Here is an 18,744-nt window from a genome sequence, read left to right on the forward strand (position 1 = left end):
GTTTATAAGGGTCTACAGAACTCTTTTTACTTTAACATCAAAAAAAAAAGAGCTGTGTTTTTACAGCTCCATAAAAAAAACTATTTACAAAATCATTAATCAGGACTAATAGAATTTGAATATTTTCCTGGAGAAACTCCAAATTTTTCTTTAAAAAGTTTACTAAAATGGGTTCTACTTTTAAAGCCTGTCATTACATAAACTTCATTTATAGAAACATTTTTGTTTAATATTAATTCCCCTGCTTTTTTAAGTCTATACCCTTTTAAGAGTTCAAAAGGGGTCTGATTGGTTAAAGATTTTACTTTCTGAAAAAAATGTGTCCTATTGAGGTAAAGTTCCTTTGCAAATGTATTAATATCTAAATCTTGATTATCTAGGTTTTCTGCCATTAAATTATATAACTTTTCTAAAAAGGCGTTATCATTTCTGTTGTTCTTATTATTGTCTTTATTTAGGGGAATTCCTATTTGGTAACGCTCTCTTAACTGTTTCCTATTTTCTAATAACATAGCTATTTGTGTTATTAAAAAAGGTACACTAAAAGGCTTTGTAATATAAGCATCTGCACCATCTCTTAACCCTTGAATATGACCTTCTATTTTTGTAAAAGCAGTTAAAAGGATTACTGGGATATGACTAGTTTTCATATCCGATTTTATTTTGTTGCAAAGTTGTAATCCGTTCATTTCAGGCATGTGTACATCACTAAGAATAATATCTGGCCATTCATCTTCCATCGCATTTAAACATTCCTTTCCATTATTAAATGGTTTTACTTTAAAATAAGGAGTTAAAACATCGGTCACAAAAACACGCATATCTAAATTATCTTCTACAAAATAAACAACAACGGTGGAGTAATCTTCTTTTAAAAGAACTTTTTCTTGCGTATTGTTTTTCACAATTTGAGTGTTAAACTCAAATTTTTTCTCCTCAGATAAAATTATTTCTACTTTCTCTTCTTGTTCTAAAGCTCCATCTTGCTTAACTACAGGAAGTACCAATTTCATATCCGTACCTTTATCTATTTCGCTTTCTACAGATATATAGCCATAATGCATTTCTACCAACCTCTTTGTAAAAGCTAAACCAATACCAGAACCACCGAGATTTATATTTTTTTGCCTTTTTGTTTGATAAAATCTTTTAAACACATGTTCTAAATCTTCTTTATCTATACCTCTTCCGGTATCTTTTACACTTAGTATTAAATCTTTATCATCACTTCTAAAATCTATTGTAATAGAATCATTTGGCTCTGTATATTTAAAGGCGTTACTAAGTAGATTATTTAAAACCTTTTCTAGTTTATTTTTATCTGCAGAAATAAAAATTTCATTTCCTGGACTAATGACAGTAAGTTTCTTTTTATCACTATCTGCCATAAACTTAAAGTCGCTCACTAAATCCTCTATAAACGCATTAAAACTAAATCTAGAATAATTCATTTTTAAAAGGTTAGCCTCAGATTTTTGAAAATCGTGAACTTGAGTTACTAACTGTCTAATCTTTCTAGATTGCCTTAAAACTAGCTGAAGTTTATCACTAACATCTTTATTTCCTTTATATCTTTCTAACAAAATATTTACAGGGCTTGCTATTAATGTTAATGGAGTTTTTAATTCATGAGATATATTAGAAAAAAAACGAAGTTTTGCTTTATTAATTTCTTTTACATTCTCTATTTCTAAATGCTCAATCTCAACTTTATGATTTAAAGACTGTATTTTTAATAGAGTTAATACTACTATATATGAAACTAAAAGTATACCTAGTAGATATAATAAATACGCCCATATAGTTTTCCAAAATGGTGGCGCTATATTTATTTTAATATTCTTAGAAGCAGTCCAGTCATTTAACGAATTAGAAGCCATTACACTAAGCTCATACTCTCCTGGCTGAAGTCCATTAAAATATAAAGATTTTTGATCAGATGATGTTTCTATCCACTCCTTATTTGTAGGCAATAATTTATATTTTAAATGATGGTTTTTGGGATTTAAAAAATGAAGACTTGCTAAATCTATAGAAAATACATTTTCATCGTGCTTTAAATTTATTTCTTTCTGTTCATTTAGCCTTTTATTTAGTAAAACTCTACCATTTATGGTATCTCCAGGAATTATTTTTTTATTAAAAATCTTTAAAGATTCTAATTGTAAAATTGGTAAACTTTCTTTTTTAGGAAGTTCATCTTTATTAAAATAGCAAAACCCATTTACTCCTGAGAAGAACAAAGATTTACTATTTACCATAGAGGCTACGTACCAAAAATCTTCAAAAGGTAAACCATCAGAGATACTAAAATTTCTAACCACACGATTAGTTACATCTAATTTATTGAGCCCTTTATTTGTTGCTACCCATAAATTTTCGTCATCTGCAACTAGTGCTTTTACGACATTATTAGACAAGCCGTCTTTTTCTGTGAAAGAAACAAACTTTAAATCTGCTGCTTCATTTTCTATCTTACATATACCTCCTCCTTCTGTGCCCAACCATAACTCTTTATTTGGGAGTCTTAAAATAGAAGTAACAAAATTACTAGAAATAGAATTTTCATCTCCTTTTATATTAATATACTGTTTTACCTCTGCGTTTTCAAGAGACTTGTCATTATTCAATTTTAGTTTATATAAACCATCTGCATCTGTACCTATCCAAATATATTTTTTTAATGGATCTAGAAATAATGCTCTAAAAAGTGAGGGCTTGTTTTTATTAAAAAAAGGATTATCGTAGAGAGATTCTATTTTTAAAATATCTCTATTATCATCTAAATATATTTTATAAATACTTTCTGTGTTTACTATCCAAATATTACCTTCTATATCTTCTTTAATTAACCTAACATGTCCAGGTTCTTTAATGTCTATTAAATCATTTTCTAGTTTTACTACTTTACCTTTTTTAATTTTAAATATTCCTATACCAGCTATTTTTAACCAGATACATTTTTTAGAATCTACATAAATATGAGACCCTCTCACTAAATATTTATTAGGCATAAAAAAAGGAAGTGGTTCAAATTCTTCTTTCTCTATATTGAAAAGTACTACACCTCCTCTATTTGCCGTTAATAGCACTTTATTATCCTCAAACTTAGTAATAGAAGTTATATTATTAGATAATGGGCCAAAAGGATAATTTAATTTAGTATGATACTTTTTAAAAGGTGTTTCTCTTAAATTAAATTTATATATACCATTATTAAATGTACTAACCCAACAACCACTTTTAATGTTAGATGCTATTGCACTTGTTCTTATAACATTATCTTTTTCATTAAAAGTAGCTATCTTATATGGTTTGTTGTTTAGAAACCTTTCTACATTAGTAATATGAATAATTCCGTTGGTTAAAGTTCCTAACCACAAATTCCCTAATGGGTCTAAAGAAGAACTATTAAAGCCTTCGTTTATAAATTTTCGCTTCTTAAATTTATAACTAACCTCTCCTTTTATATTTCTATCAAAAGTTAAATGAACAACACCTAAATTAGTGGTAACTATTAAATTACTACTACTTACTTTTACTATTGAATTACAATATTTTATTTTATTTTTTAAAACTTTAGTAAATACATTAGTTTTTAAATCAAAGGAATATAAGCCGTTAGAAGTTGTAAGTAAATATGTTCTTTTATTTATTTTTAATCCATCATAAAAATCTATCCTAATATTTTTATCCTCCTTAGGAACTTCATAATGTCCAGAAAACTTATAATCCTCTGTAAAAACTAATATACCGCTACCTTCTGTTAAACAATAAACTAATTTCGCTTCTTTATTAACTAATATTTTTCTAATAATAGGCCCCTTAACCCCTTTGTTAATATTCCTATTAGAATAAATTGTAGTGAATTTTTCTTCTAAATAATTGTATACAGATATACCATTATCTGTACCTATCCAAATATTATTTTTTACATCTTCTGTAATAGTTCTTACTCTATTACTAGCCAAAACTTCTTGACCTACAGAATTTTTATACACTTTAAAAGCATAACCATCAAATTTATTAAGCCCCTCATAAGTTCCAAACCATAAATACCCTTTAGAGTCCTCTAGAATAGAAGTTACACCATTGTGTTCCAAACCATCTGTTAGGGTATAATTTTGGTCAAACTTTAATCTTTTTTCATCCTGAGACGTCACATAATTAAAACTTAGTAACACCAACCAAACAAAACAAAAAAAAGCTTTTTTTACCAAAGACATAAAAGTACTATTTGCTTACAATTAACTGTAAAAATAGCTAAACAGATTTAAAAACCATGATCAAGTTACCTGGAAGAGATTAAAATATTAAGTTTCATAAACTTATTGCTTGGATGCTTTTTGAATTAACTTAGAAACTTCAAAAGTTTCGTTGTAACTAGGCATTCTGCCATCATTCCACATTTCTTCATCTTTGGCAGAATAAAACCATAATGGAGTAATAAAACTTTTTGTCCACTCTTTTGTTTTAGAAACCATAGCATTAAGGCGTTCAGGATACCTACTTGCTGCATTCTTCTTTTCTCCAATATCTGTAGTAATATTGGTTAATTTCCATGGCTCATTACCAACACGTGTAATTTTCCAATCGCCTTGTCTAGCACCTACATCGCAATGTCCATGACGGTAACGTAAACAATAAATCATTTCATCCTTATATGGTTCCGTATCTTCTAAAACATTTAGCATAATATCTTTTCCATCTAGTATTTTAGCATTTGGCAATTTAGATTTTGCTAAACCTGCAAAAGTTGGATATAAATCTAAAGAGGATACTGGAAAATCAAACTTTTTTCCTTTTGTAATTTTATTTGGCCAATGAAAAAACATTGGTACACGATAACCACCTTCCCAAGCGTCTCCTTTTGATCCTTTTAACGGATAATTATTAGCTCCATGATCAAAATTACCTCCGTTATCACTTAAGAAAACAATTAATGTATTATCATATTGGTTATTTTCTTTTAAGGCTTTTACAATACTCCCCATACCCCTATCTACAGCATAAACCATGGCTGCATATGTTCTCCTATCTTTATCTTGAATATGTGCAAATTTCTTTAAATCCTCTTTTTTTGCTTCTAATGGCACATGCGGTGCATTATATGCTAAATAAATAAAGAAAGGTGTTTCTTTTTTTGATGCAATTTTAATATCATTCACAGCTTCTCTAGACAAGGCATCTGTAATATATTCAGTCTCTCTTACTTCCTTATTATTGTGTTCTAATGGCAAATAATAATCTCTAATATTTTTATTTCCCTCTTTAAGTTGTTTCTCATAAATTTTTAGATACTGCTCTGGAAAATAATTATGTCCGCCACCTAAAAAACCATAAAAATTATCGAATCCTCTTTTATTAGGGTGAAACTTAGGAGCAGCTCCTAAATGCCATTTACCAATTGCACTTGTATAGTAACCAGAATTCTGTAAAATTTTAGACATAAAGGTTTCCTTTAAGGGAACTCCCATATTGTCATCATTATTTTTACTAGAATTGCTATGCAAATTAAATGGCGTTCCAATTTCCTGTGAATAACGCCCTGTTAATAATGATGCTCTACTTGGTCCGCAAAATGGATGTGCAACATAAGCCGATGTAAATACCACTCCATTATTTGCTAAATTATCTAGCTCTGGAGTTATAATATCTGTAGATCCATTAAAACCTACATCTGCATACCCTAGGTCATCACATAAGACTACTAGAATATTAGGCTTTTTAGATTCATTAATAAAACTTGATTGTGCCTTACAACTACTAACAGTTAGCAATAATACCATTAGTAGAGCACTGTTAATTTTTTTAAATAGTTTCATTCTTATCCTAATTATTTTATTACTGTAGCCATATTACCTTTCCAACCTTTGTTAAATTGCAATAACAGTTTACTTACCAAATTTGGGTTGTCGTTTGCTATGTTAATAGTTTCTGTAGGGTCTGCATTATGGTCATATAATTCTATAAACAAAGGTTCTTTTTCTGGTTGGGTATAATCTTTCCAAACTATAAATCTATACTGCTGCGTTCTCATTGCATAGCCCATTAACCTATTTTCAAAAAATTCTCTATCCCATTTATCTTTTTGCTGCTCTTTAATTTTTCCTTCTACCTCTTCTATTAAAGGTCCAAAATAAGTTTCTCTCATTCCTTTAGATAACGGATTTGCAGCCCATTCTCTTAATGCCGGATTAGGAAATTGACTAAAAGCTGCTGTTTTCCAAGTTTGGTTAGGATTAGTCAATAAAGGCTTAAAACTTTGACCCTCTATGTGCTTAGGTAAATCTAACCCCGCTAATTCGGATAATGTTGGATACATATCGACCAACTCAACTAAAGCATCAGATTTTTTACCTCGCACTTCTTTTGCCATGTCTGGAGTCCAAATTATTAAAGGTACTCTAGTCGCTATCTCATAGTTAGTTGCTTTTCCCCAAATTCCCATATCTCCTAAATGCCATCCATGATCACTCCACAGAATAATAATAGTATTATCTCTTACTCCAGCTTCTTCTAAAGCATTTATCATTAAACCTACTTGCGCATCTATATAACTTACACAAGCCAAATAGGCATGTTTAAGCGTTCTTGCCATTTCATTATTAATAGGGCCTTTTTTAGGAATACCATATCTGGCACGTAACTCAAAAGAAGGATGCAACCCCATAGTAGCACCATCTTTAGGTCCATCAGGTTCTGTCGCTAATTGAATCTTCTCTGGATCATACAAATCCCAATACTTCTCTGGTGCTAACCAATTTAAGTGTGGTTTTTTCATACCCATACCTAAAAAGAAAGGCTTATCTGGATTTTTTTGCAACATATCTTTTAACGTAGCTATTGCCAATTCCGCATTGTAACCATCCTCATAAAAAGAATCTGGAACATCTGCTTTTTCATAGGCTGGCCCTTTACCTAAGCCATTTCTAGGTGCATTTTTACCATATTTAGCAATTACATCTGCAGTACTTTTTTTAGAAAATTCTTGATTTTCTTTTAATGCATAACCACCAGGAGCATTACTTTTCTTTATTGTCATTTTATCATAAGCAGGTTCTCTACTCCATGATTTGCCTACATCTGACCATTTATCTTTATGGAAAATTTTACCAGTATGAACAGCTTCGTATCCATTTTTTATAAAATGCTGTGGTAATGTAACAATATCAGGGTTTGCTTCTCTAAAATAAGTCCAGTTTTCGATAACATTAATAGTTTCTGGTCTTGCCCCTGTCATTAAACTTGCTCTGGATGGGCTACAAATTGGCTGTTGACAATATGCTTTGTTAAACAATAATCCATCAGATGCCAACTTATCTATATTTGGTGTAATAGCTATTTCTGAACCATAGGCTCCTATTTCTGGTCTTAAATCATCTATAGCCAAAAAAAGAATATTTGGCTTTTTCTTTTCTGTAACAACAGTTTTTTTATTCTCTTGACAACCAACTACAATTAATCCAATAAAAAAGAAAAAAAAATGTTTACAATAACTATTATTTACAACTTGCATACTATTATATTTTGATATATTGAGGCTCTATAAAAAAAGCCTCATCAAAGTTCTTAACTTTATTAAAAGTTAGTTTTATATAAATTACCAGATAGTAACAGTATTTTACCTTTATACTTATTATCTTTTATTATTTTACTAAACAAAAACATAAATACTCTTAAGACCAAATAACAGGCATAAAAACAGTCATCTCTGCTTGCCCCCTATTACTCCAAGAAAAGTATGGGACTAATTGTGTTTTATATGATTTTAAAACTGGCTTTACTACAGCTCTATACATTTCATCATTTTTATCTTCTCTTATGTGCAGTTCAGTTTTTACTACTGTTACTCCTCCTAAGAAACCTGGCTTATGCTCTGCTACTAATTCAGCATCTCCCTTAATATACACATCTAAAATAGAAGTATTTTCTGGTAAATCCGGAGTTTCAACACAGTAAACAATAGGCCCTCTTTTAACTGCTATTTGATTTCTAGTTTCCTCAATTCTGTTATGCCCTTCAATTAACTTAATTTCCATAGGCATATCTAAAACAATAACATCGCTAGCTTTCCATTCCCGATTAATTACTGCAAAAGTTCCTGGAACAACTTCTACACCAGTATCCTCCCCGTTTACTTTTAAAGTACTATCTATAGCCCATTTTGGAATTCTTATTTTCACATCAAAAGGTTCTGCTTTACACTCCTCCACTGTAATTTTAACAACACCTTTCCAAGGGTAATCTGTATCTTGAGTTAGCTTTAATGGAGAACCATCTAATAAATTGGTATCTAAGGTATTCCCCCCAAATAACACCACTACAACTCCGTTTTCTGATAATGTATACGCCCACCCAGAACTTTTACAAATAGTTCTTACTAAATTAGGAGGACAACAAAAGCATTCTAAATAAGCCTGCCTTACAGGGCTTTCTGTAACATCTGCATGTGCTTCATAATCTCTAGCACCATTAACCATTCTTAATGGGTTTGAGTAGAAGTATTCCTTCCCCTCAATACTAATACCTGATAAACCACTATTAAATAATACTAATTCTATAATATCAGCATAACGTGACTCTTCTTTTAAAGCCATCATCCTATTACTAAACATTGCGTTACAAAGGTTTGCACAAGTTTCATTATATGCTGTCATGTTAGGCATCATGTAAGCATCAATAAAACCTTCCTCGATCATATCTAAACTAGTAGATGCTCCATAATGTGCTTGGCCTACAGCTCCAGTAACATACATTTTTTTACCTGTTACATTTTCCCATAACCTATCTAAAGCTTCTAGTAAAGATTTTTCTCCAGTTTCAGCATATACATCCGCTGCGCCGGCATAATAATATAAAGCTAAAACAGCATGACCTACAGCTTCTTTAGATTCTCTTAATGGTGTACGTTCTTGTACCATATCTCCAATAGGATAATCTTTTGTTGTAGAGTGGTCTTCTATTTTGAATGTTCCTCTTCTATTAATGAATTTTTCAGCTAATTTTAAATACTTCTCATCTCTAACAGTTCTATATAATTCAACTAATCCCATAATCTGAGTTTGGTTAAATCCAAAACGTTGGTAGTGTTTGGTATCTGGCATAAAATATACACATAACAAATCTGCTTGTTTAATAGCAATATCTAAAAAGTTTCGTTGCCCTGTTAGGCGATAGTGTATACTAGCAGCTATGAATAAATGCCCATAATTATACATTTCATGATACTTCCTATTTGAATACCTTTCTGCACCTTCAGTAATTTGTATATGGGTATGAATGTATCCATCTTCTTCTTGAGCTTTACCTATCCACTCAATATACTCGTCTAACTTTTTTAATAGAACTTCGTCTTTAGTTAAAGAATAGATATACATGCATGCTTCCATGTACTTAAAGAAATCTCCATCATGCCAATAAAAGCCTTTATGTTCCCCTTCTTTTTCTCCTGCAGCAATTTTAAAATTGTTTAGCCCATGACCAACATCACCACATAAAACATCTCCCATATACGGTACCATGATTTGTGCCGCAGCATTTTCTTTATTTGCCCAAAATCCATTACTCCATCTACAATCGCCAAAATTTATACTCTTTAATTTTACATATGGACTTTCTGAGGTATTCGTTATTGCTTTTTTATGATTGTTACTAATTTTCATTATCCTATACTATTATTTTATTTTTTTGCATGCAGGGCTAATTGTATATCTTCAATACTCATATTTTTGGTTTCTACAAGAAATTTATACAAGATTAACATTCCTATAAATACTGTAACGGCATAAAAAAGCAGCGTATTACTAATACCCATTGTTTCTAATTGTGTTGGGAACAACACCTGTACAAAAGAACTTACCGTACTTGTTATTAAAGTAAAAAAAGGAATTGCAGTTCCTCGTATTCCAATTGGAAATATTTCCGAAAATAAAACCCACATTATAGGTCCTATAGAAAAATGAAATGCCGCAATGAAACTCAAGATTCCAATTAAAATTAAAATAGCATTCATATCTGCAGATTTCTGAATTAACATACTAGAATAATTCCTAGCGTCCTCTTTCCCCAAAGACTCTATAACTACCGATTTAAAAGCAATATCACTATCATAAGTAACACCTATTAAAGTATTTAATCTTTCTTTATTAGGTAAATCCACAATTTCTGAAATAGCATCTTGGGTTAAGGTGTACTTTGCTGTCTGGAAACCATAAAAAGAAATTCCTAGACTAATAACAATCCATAACATTCCACCAATTATTAAGGGTTTACGCCCTATTTTATCTACTAATAAAAGTCCTAATATTGTAAAAATCAATGCTGTTACTCCTATCCAAATGGCTTGCATAAAAGCAGCATCTGTCCCCATTCCTAATTGTTCAAAAACAGTTGGCGCATAAAACAAAATAGCATTTATACCTGTTGCTTGCTGTGCAATTGCCAAAGTCATAGCAATAATCATTGTTACACGCATTGATTTTCCAAAAATCTCTTTTACTTGCGCTATAGTAGATTTATCATCTGTGCTTTTTTCTAAACTTTCTCCCATTGCCAGTAATTGCGTATCAACCTCATTAGCTGGTAATAATTTTAATAAAGTTCTCTTTGCTTCTTCCTTTTTTCCGTTATAAAATAACCAAGCAGGGCTACGAGGAACAAAAAGTAAAAGACCTAACCACAATAAAGCTGGAAGAATCTCTGAACCCAGCATCCACCTCCATGTATGTTCATTAATTCCTAGACTACTTACCCATAAAGCATCTGAACTTCCTAATTGAAGTATTAAATAGTTAATAAAATAAGCTCCAGATAAACCCAATACAATATTTATCTGAATCATAGTCACTAGTTTTCCTCTTAATTTTGGGGGTGCAATTTCGCCTATATACATAGATGCTAATGAAATAGAACTAAATGCTAATCCTCCTAAAAAACGAAAAGACAATAAAGACCAGTAGTTGGGAGATAAAGAAGAACCGACTGCAGAAATAAGATAAAGTGCAGCAACAATTTGTAAAGTTCTTTTTCTTCCATACTTATTACAAGCATAGCCAGCAAAAAATAAAGCCAACAAAACACCTACACTTGGAGCTCCCACAACTATTCCTAATTGAATAGCGTCTAGTGAAAATTCTTTGGAAATAAAATTAACCGTACCGGAAATTAGAGCAGCATCTAACCCAAAAATAAAGCCTCCCATTGCAACTATAGTTGCATAAGCATAGGCATTTCTCTTGTTTGAATTCATAAGTTGTAATTTAATCTAGTTAACATTAACACATTATAATCGTATAAGTTAACCTTTTCCATACTGTTCCAACAAACAAAAAAAATAAAATAACATACATAAAACTACTTATGAGTTAACACATAGTTAAACTATTTTACCCTTTTAAATTTACGCAGACTTACAGATAAAAAAACATAATACCAACAACTCTAATTATTATCTACAAATTCTTATACATTATAAAATTTACCACTAATACTTTTTTAAAAAATATTAAAAATTTATTTGATTATTGCACCGAATATACCTTAAGTTAAAATACAGTCATATAAAGATAATAGCAAAAAAAACATAGTATCAAAAAAAACCTCTACGAATAAAAACCAATTAATTAACAAAATAACAATACCACATAGATTTAACACTTTTTCAAACAAAAATATACTACATGGTAAAATAAGTTAAGCCAAAGGTAAATAACAAGTACAAACAGCACACTAAATTTGGTTCATTTGTAAAATGGAGAAAAAAACAAAAAAACTTTCAATCATCTTAGATAATGCTGCTAGAGATTCGAAACCAACAATACAAGTAAGTACTATTGAAAAAATATCACTGAATGAATCCTACATTATTCAGGCAGAAAGTATCAATTTAAGATTAGCTAGAGGCGAAAAATTAACAGGCCTAAAAATGGGGTTTACAAGTAAGGCCAAAATGGAACAAATGGGTGTTCACGATATGATTTGGGGAAGACTCACAAATACCATGGAAATTCAAGATAAAGGTATTATGAACTTAGATAAATTTATTCATCCGAGAGCAGAACCTGAAATTGCTTTCTTACTAAAAAAAAATATCAACTCTACTATAACGATTGAGGAAGCGGAATCTTGTATATCTGGATTAGCATCTGCAATCGAAATTATTGACTCAAGATATAAAAATTTTAAGTTCTCCCTAGAAGATGTAATTGCTGATAACTGTTCATCATCTGGTTATGTCATTGGAGAGTGGCATGCACCAAATACAGATATTTCAAATGTAGGTATTACCATTGGAGCAAATGGAAAAATTGAAGCCTCTGGTAACTCAAACGCTATATTAGGAAACCCTCTTCAATCTCTTGTAGAAGCAGTTCGCTTATCTCTTAAATATGGTCAAGAATTAAAAAAAGGAATGATCATTTTAGCTGGTGCAGCAACTTCTGCAATTGCTATTAATCCAGGAGATACGATTGAAGCAAATTTTGGAAGTTTAGGTAATCTAAGTTTTAATGCAAAATAAATAATGTCAAATAATAATAATAATAATAATAAAGAATTAAGAAGCCAAAAGTGGTTTGCACCCTCTGGAGGAGGCAAAGGAGGATTTGTACACCGTAAAGCATGGCGAAAAAATCAAGGACTCCCTGCTGATACTTATGGTAAACCTGTTATCGGAATATGTAATACTTGGTCAGAATTGTCTCCTTGTAATACACATCTTCGTGGACTTGCAGAATCTGTAAAACGTGGTATTATTGAAGCAGGAGGCTATCCATTAGAATTCCCTATAATGAGTACTGGCGAAACTATAATAAAACCTACAGCCATGCTATTTAGAAATCTAATGAGTATGGATGCTGAAGAAAGTATTGGCTCTAATCCATTAGATGGTGTAGTGCTTTTAACAGGTTGTGATAAAACAACACCCGCAACCATTATGGGCGCTGCAAGTGTAGATATTCCAACTATTGTTGTTCCAGGTGGGGCTATGCTTAATGGCCGATTTAGGGGTGAAAATATAGGTAACGGTACCTATGTGTGGAAACTCAAAGAAAAAATAAAAACAGGAGAATTTACTCAAAAAGATGTTAAGGACGCTGAAGTTTGTTCTGCCAGAAGTGAAGGACATTGTACCACAATGGGCACAGCTTCTTCAATGGCATGTATGGCAGAAGCTTTAGGGCTTACTCTTCCAGGGGCTGCTGCAATTCCTGCAGTAGATTCTAGAAAAAAAACCATGGCACAACTCTCTGGTAGACAGATTGTAGAAATGGTAAAATCTGACCTTAAAATATCTAAAATATTAACCCGTAAAGCTTTTGAGAATGCAATTGTGGTGAATGCAGCTATTGGGGGTTCAACTAATTTTATTATTCATTTACAAGCCATTGCTGGTAGAATTGGTGTTGCATTAAACTTGCAAGATTTTGATGACTTAGGAAGTAAAATTCCACTCTTAGTTAATTTGATGCCATCTGGTAAATATCTTATGGAAGAGTTTTACGATGCCGGCGGACTACCTGTAGTATTAAATTATATGAAGGACTATCTTCATAATGATACTATTACAGTAAACGGAAATACATTAGGTGAGAATAATGATGATGCTATTTGCTTTAGAGATGATGTTATTTATAAACCGTCAGATCCGCTTCAAAAAGAAGCTGGAATAGCAGTTCTTAGAGGTAACTTATGTGAGAATGGTGCCGTAATTAAACCTTCAGCAGCTACAGAATCATTATTAGTTCATACAGGAAAGGCAGTTGTTTTTGAAAACATGACCGATTTCAGGAATAAAATAGATGATCCTAATTTAGATATAGACGAAACTAGCGTAATGGTATTAAAAAGTGTAGGGCCAGTAGGTTTTCCTGGTATGCCAGAAGTTGGAAACCTAGACCTTCCCGAAAAAATCTTAAAAAAGGGAATTAAAGATATGGTTAGAATATCTGATGGTAGAATGAGTGGTACAGCATTTGGAACAGTAATTCTTCATGTTTCACCAGAATCAGCTGTTGGAGGCAACTTAGCTTTAGTTGAAAATGGAGATACTATCATACTAGATGTACCTAATCGAACTCTAAATATGGAAATAAGTGACGAAGAGTTACAAAAGCGAAGAGATAAATGGATAGCTCCTGAGTCTAAAGCAAAACGAGGTTATCCAAATTTATTTATAAATACAGTGCAACAAGCTCATCTAGGAGCAGATTTAGATTTCCTCGTTGGAGGTTCAAAAGATAACTAATACTAATAAATTCTATTTATGACTATTTTACTTTTAATTTTTAGTATTATCATTATTATCCTTCTTACAGCAAAGCTTAATGTTCATCCATTTTTAGCACTACTTGCAGCTGCATTTTTCTTTGCCCTATGTTCTGGAATGGCTTTTGAAACTATTGTAGAATCTATAAATGGTGGATTTGGAAAAACGTTAGGAAAAATTGGATTAGTAATAATTCTTGGTGTCATTATGGGTACGTTCCTTGAGAAATCTGGAGCAGCCTATAAATTATCAGAACTTATCTTAAAATTAATTGGCAAAAAACGTGTTCATGAGGCTATGGGTTTAACAGGTTTTATTGTATCCATTCCCGTGTTCTCTGATAGTGGCTTCATTATTCTAGCTCCATTAAATAAAAGCTTAACTAAAAGAGCAGGGCTGTCATTAGCAGGTACTGCTGTAGCATTAAAGTTAGGATTATTTATTTCACACATATTAATTCCGCCAACACCAGGGCCTATTGCTGCTGCAGGAATACTTAAGGCTGATGTTGGCTTAGTAATGCTAGCAGGTTTATTGGTTGGTATACCTACTTTAATTGTCGCTATTATTTATTCCAAATATATTGGCAAAAAAACATACATAGACCCAAACCCAGATGTTTCTGAAGAAGAAGTACAGGAAAAACTAAAAAATGCACCGAGTACTTTTAAATCATTTTTACCAATTCTTGTTCCTATTTTACTAATCCTTAGTAAATCGGTTTTAGATTTCAAATTGGGAAGTGAAGCAATGAAAGAAGGATTTCTATATTTTATTAGTTTTATAGGAACTCCAGTTATAGCATTATTAATAGGAATGTTGTTAGCCTTTACTTTACCTAAGAAACTTGATGTTAAAATGTTCTCTGCTTCAGGCTGGATTGGCAAATCTTTAGGAGAGGCTTCGAATATTCTTTTAATAACTGGAGCTGGTGGTATTTTTGGAACTGTATTACAAAACAGTGGTATGGCAAATTCTGTCACCGAATTGGTATCAGGTTTAAACCTAGGTATCATTTTACCTTTCCTTTTATGCGCTGTAATTAAAACAGCACAAGGGTCCTCAACAGTTGCTTTAATTACTACAGCCTCAATTATGGCTCCTTTACTAGGGACTTTAGGTTTTGATACAGAACTTCAAAAAGTTTTGGTTGTTTTAGCAATCGGAGCTGGAGCTGCAGTTGTATCGCATGCCAACGATAGCGGTTTCTGGGTGGTTACATCCATGTCTAATTTTGATACAAAAACCGGTTATAAATTATATACCAGAGGAACTTTAGTTGTTGGATTAACTTCAGGTTTAATCATTTGGACAGCTTCATTATTTATACAATAAGAAAATAAATTAAATCACTAAACAGAATGCCACATTTAATTGTTGAATGCTCCGAGAATATCTTAAATAAGAAATCCCCCGATAACCTTATTAAAGAGATATACAATACTGTAACAGCTATAGATTCTTTTGAAAATAATGTTATGGTTAGAATAATTCCATATAAACACTATACAACTTTAGGAACCAAAGATGATTTCATATACATATTCGCTAATATTTTAGAAGGGCGAACATTAGAAAACAAAAAAATATTTTCAAAAAACGTAGTGACCTTACTTAAAAACATGTTTCCTGATGTGCCAAAAATCTCTATAAACATAAGAGAGTTTGAAAAAGCAACATTCGTTAACAATTCAATGATATAAAGATTACATTAATTATGAGTACAAATAAAATTACAGAAATTGCAGACCGCTTATTCAAAGCATCCCAAACAGGGGATTACTGTGAACCAATTAGAAATGTTATAGGTATTGAAGATATCGAAGCTGCTTATGCTACTCAAGATATTAATACCGAAAAACGTAGAAAATCTGGTGCTAGAATTGTTGGTAGTAAAATTGGATTAACATCTGTGGTAGTACAAAAACAATTAGGAGTTGACCAACCAGATTTTGGAGTTCTTTTTGATGATATGGAAATTGAGAATGGTTCTGAAATGGATTTCAATTTATTAATGCAACCAAAAGCTGAAGCAGAAATTGCTTTTGTTCTTAAAAAGGATATATCTAATACTCAAATAGGTGCTGCAGATATTATTTCCGCAATAGATTATGCTTTAGTGTCTATTGAAATTGTTGGCAGTAGAATAGCTAATTGGGACATTAAAATAACCGATACCATTGCAGATAATGCATCTGCAAGTCATTTTGTACTAGGACACAAACCTGTTAAGCTAGAAAACTTAGATCTTATTGGTTGCGAAATGGAGATGTTTGTGAATGGCGAAAAAGTTTCTGAAGGAAAAGGAGCTGCATGCATGGGTTCTCCTATAAATGCCTCGTTATGGTTAGCTAAGACTATGGCAAAACTAGGGAGGCCACTTAAAGCGGGTGATGTTATTTTATCAGGTGCTTTAGGGCCTATGGCAAAAGTAAACCCTGGTGATGAGGTTGTAACCAAAATTAGTGGACTAGGAAGTGTTTCAGTAAAATTTAGTGATCTATAAAACTCTGGATGATGGAAAAAGTAAAATGTGCAATTATTGGTTCTGGAAATATCGGAACCGATTTAATGATTAAAATATTAAGATATTCTGATATTCTAGAAATGTCAGTAATGGTTGGGATTGACCCAAAATCAGATGGTTTAGCAAGAGCTAAAAGAATGGGGGCAGCAGCTACCCATGAAGGTGTAGATGGCTTAATAAAAATGGAGGAGTTTAAAGATATCCATATCATATTTGATGCAACTTCTGCGAAAGCGCATCTATATAACTACGATAAAATTAAAGCATTTCCGAATAAGCAAATGATAGATTTAACACCTGCTGCTGTAGGTCCTTATTTAATACCTCCAGTAAATTCAGATGCTATAACAAAAGGTGATAATGTGAATATGGTAACCTGTGGAGGTCAAGCTACTATTCCTATAGTAGCTGCAGTATCTAAAATTGCAAATGTTCATTATGGAGAAATTGTAGCCTCTATTGCAAGTAAATCTGCTGGCCCAGGAACTAGAGCTAATATTGATGAGTTTACAGAAACAACATCTGAAGCTATAGAAAAAATTGGAGGAGCTGATAAAGGAAAAGCGATTATTATTTTAAATCCTGCTGAACCACCATTGATGATGCGCGATACTGTATTAACATTAAGTGAACCAGCAGATAAAGAAGAAATCAGACAAAGCATTGCTAATATGGTTGCTGAGGTTCAAAAATATGTAAAAGGGTATAGATTACATCAAGAGGTTCAATTTGATGAAATACCTAAAGATAAACCTGTATTTATTGAAGGTTTAGGTTATCGTCACGGACTTAAAACCATGGTTCTATTAGAAGTTGAAGGAGCAGGTCATTATTTACCAGAATACGCTGGAAATCTTGACATAATGACTTCTGCAGCAAAAGCTACCGCTGAAAAAATAGCTCTATTAAAATACCAAAACGCCTAATCATGAATAATAAATTATATATACAAGATGTAACGTTGAGAGATGGTATGCATGCCATTCGTCACCAATATTCAAAAGAACAAATTACCCAATTAGCAAAAATTTTAGATGAAGCCAAAGTTGATGCTATAGAAATTTCTCATGGAGATGGGCTTGCAGGCGCTAGTTTTAACTATGGCTTTGGTGCTCATACAGATTGGGAATGGTTAGAAGGCATTGCGGATAGTTTAAATCATGCCAAGTTAACTACTCTTTTAATTCCTGGCATAGGAACTATTGAAGATTTAAAAAAAGCAAGAGAACTTGGAGTAGAAAGTGTTAGAGTTGCAACACATTGTACGGAAGCAGATGTATCTGCACAACATATAGAAAAAGCAAAATCACTCGGTATGGATGTTGGTGGTTTTTTAATGATGTCTCACATGGCTGAACCATCCGTTTTAGTAGAACAAGCAAAATTAATGGAGTCTTATGGTGCCGATTGTGTATACGTTACGGATTCTGCTGGTGCCCTTCTTATGGATGGTGTTGCTGAACGTGTAAAAACATTTAGAAACGAATTAAAACCAGAAACAGAAGTTGGTATTCATTGTCATCACAATTTAAGTTTAGGAGTTGCTAATACTGTAGTTGCTATGCAACATGGCGCAACGAGATTGGATGCTTCTTTGGCCGGAATGGGTGCCGGTGCTGGTAATTGCCCATTAGAAGTTTTAATTGCTGTTTTAAATAAAATGGAAGCAAATCACAATAGTGATTTATATATGCTAATGGATGCTGCCGATGATATTATTCGCCCTATACAAGAACGTCCTGTTAGAGTAGATAGAGAGACTTTATCTCTAGGCTACGCAGGAGTATATTCTAGCTTCTTATTGCACTCAGAACGAGCAGCAAAACGCTACGGTCTTGACACAAGACACATATTAGAAGCTTTAGGAAAAAGAAACATGGTAGGCGGACAAGAAGATATGATTGTTGATGTAGCATTAGACATGCTTAATAAATCTAAAATGTAAATT

12 protein-coding genes are annotated in these 18,744 nt (G+C 32.1%); 7 read left to right on the forward strand and 5 right to left on the reverse strand.

Features of this window, described 5'->3' with window-relative positions; translation table 11 throughout:
- Positions 1-95: 95 nt before the first annotated feature.
- The 5 genes from CLV91_RS11305 to CLV91_RS11325 all read right to left on the reverse strand — a co-directional run bounded on the left by CLV91_RS11305 (position 96) and on the right by CLV91_RS11325 (position 11,251).
- Positions 96-4,163, reverse strand: a complete 4,068-nt coding sequence (locus CLV91_RS11305) for a hybrid sensor histidine kinase/response regulator transcription factor (protein WP_211333216.1) — start codon at positions 4,161-4,163, stop codon at positions 96-98.
- Between the two features lie 165 nt (positions 4,164-4,328).
- Positions 4,329-5,825: a sulfatase-like hydrolase/transferase gene (locus tag CLV91_RS11310; protein ID WP_121068011.1), complete on the reverse strand. Its 1,497-nt coding sequence runs from the start codon at positions 5,823-5,825 to the stop codon at positions 4,329-4,331.
- Positions 5,826-5,836: 11 nt separating this feature from the next.
- Positions 5,837-7,519: a sulfatase gene (locus tag CLV91_RS11315; RefSeq protein WP_121068013.1), complete on the reverse strand. Its 1,683-nt coding sequence runs from the start codon at positions 7,517-7,519 to the stop codon at positions 5,837-5,839.
- A 160-nt stretch (positions 7,520-7,679) separates the two neighbouring features.
- Entirely contained in the window at positions 7,680-9,665 is a 1,986-nt protein-coding gene (locus tag CLV91_RS11320; protein WP_121068015.1) for a glycoside hydrolase family 127 protein, read from the reverse strand.
- A 17-nt stretch (positions 9,666-9,682) separates the two neighbouring features.
- The gene (locus tag CLV91_RS11325) at positions 9,683-11,251 is read right to left on the reverse strand and encodes a sugar porter family MFS transporter (RefSeq protein ID WP_121068017.1); all 1,569 of its coding nucleotides are present in this window, start codon (positions 11,249-11,251) and stop codon (positions 9,683-9,685) included.
- Positions 11,252-11,752: 501 nt separating this feature from the next.
- Between CLV91_RS11325 and CLV91_RS11330 the strand changes: the two genes are divergently transcribed.
- Genes CLV91_RS11330 through dmpG form a run of 7 tightly spaced genes read left to right on the forward strand, consistent with a single transcriptional unit; the run spans position 11,753 to position 18,741 of the window.
- A complete protein-coding gene (locus CLV91_RS11330; protein ID WP_121068019.1) occupies positions 11,753-12,520 on the forward strand; it encodes a 2-keto-4-pentenoate hydratase in 768 nt (255 codons plus the stop codon).
- A 3-nt stretch (positions 12,521-12,523) separates the two neighbouring features.
- Positions 12,524-14,248, forward strand: a complete 1,725-nt coding sequence (locus tag CLV91_RS11335; RefSeq protein WP_121068021.1) for an IlvD/Edd family dehydratase — start codon at positions 12,524-12,526, stop codon at positions 14,246-14,248.
- Positions 14,249-14,266: 18 nt separating this feature from the next.
- Positions 14,267-15,604 (forward strand): GntP family permease, encoded by a 1,338-nt coding sequence (locus CLV91_RS11340; protein WP_121068023.1) that lies wholly within the window; start codon positions 14,267-14,269, stop codon positions 15,602-15,604.
- 26 nt (positions 15,605-15,630) lie between these two features.
- Positions 15,631-15,972 (forward strand): 5-carboxymethyl-2-hydroxymuconate Delta-isomerase, encoded by a 342-nt coding sequence (locus CLV91_RS11345; RefSeq protein ID WP_121068025.1) that lies wholly within the window; start codon positions 15,631-15,633, stop codon positions 15,970-15,972.
- 14 nt (positions 15,973-15,986) lie between these two features.
- Complete coding sequence (locus CLV91_RS11350; protein WP_121068027.1) at positions 15,987-16,775, forward strand: 2-keto-4-pentenoate hydratase; 789 nt, start codon at positions 15,987-15,989, stop codon at positions 16,773-16,775.
- Between the two features lie 11 nt (positions 16,776-16,786).
- On the forward strand, positions 16,787-17,722 hold the full coding sequence (locus tag CLV91_RS11355) for an acetaldehyde dehydrogenase (acetylating) (protein WP_170146747.1): 936 nt from the start codon (positions 16,787-16,789) through the stop codon (positions 17,720-17,722).
- A 2-nt stretch (positions 17,723-17,724) separates the two neighbouring features.
- Positions 17,725-18,741 (forward strand): 4-hydroxy-2-oxovalerate aldolase, encoded by a 1,017-nt coding sequence (gene dmpG / locus CLV91_RS11360; protein ID WP_121068031.1) that lies wholly within the window; start codon positions 17,725-17,727, stop codon positions 18,739-18,741.
- Positions 18,742-18,744: the final 3 nt, after the last annotated feature.

The sequence above is a fragment of the Maribacter vaceletii genome (genome assembly GCF_003634105.1).
Taxonomy (GTDB): domain Bacteria; phylum Bacteroidota; class Bacteroidia; order Flavobacteriales; family Flavobacteriaceae; genus Maribacter_B; species Maribacter_B vaceletii.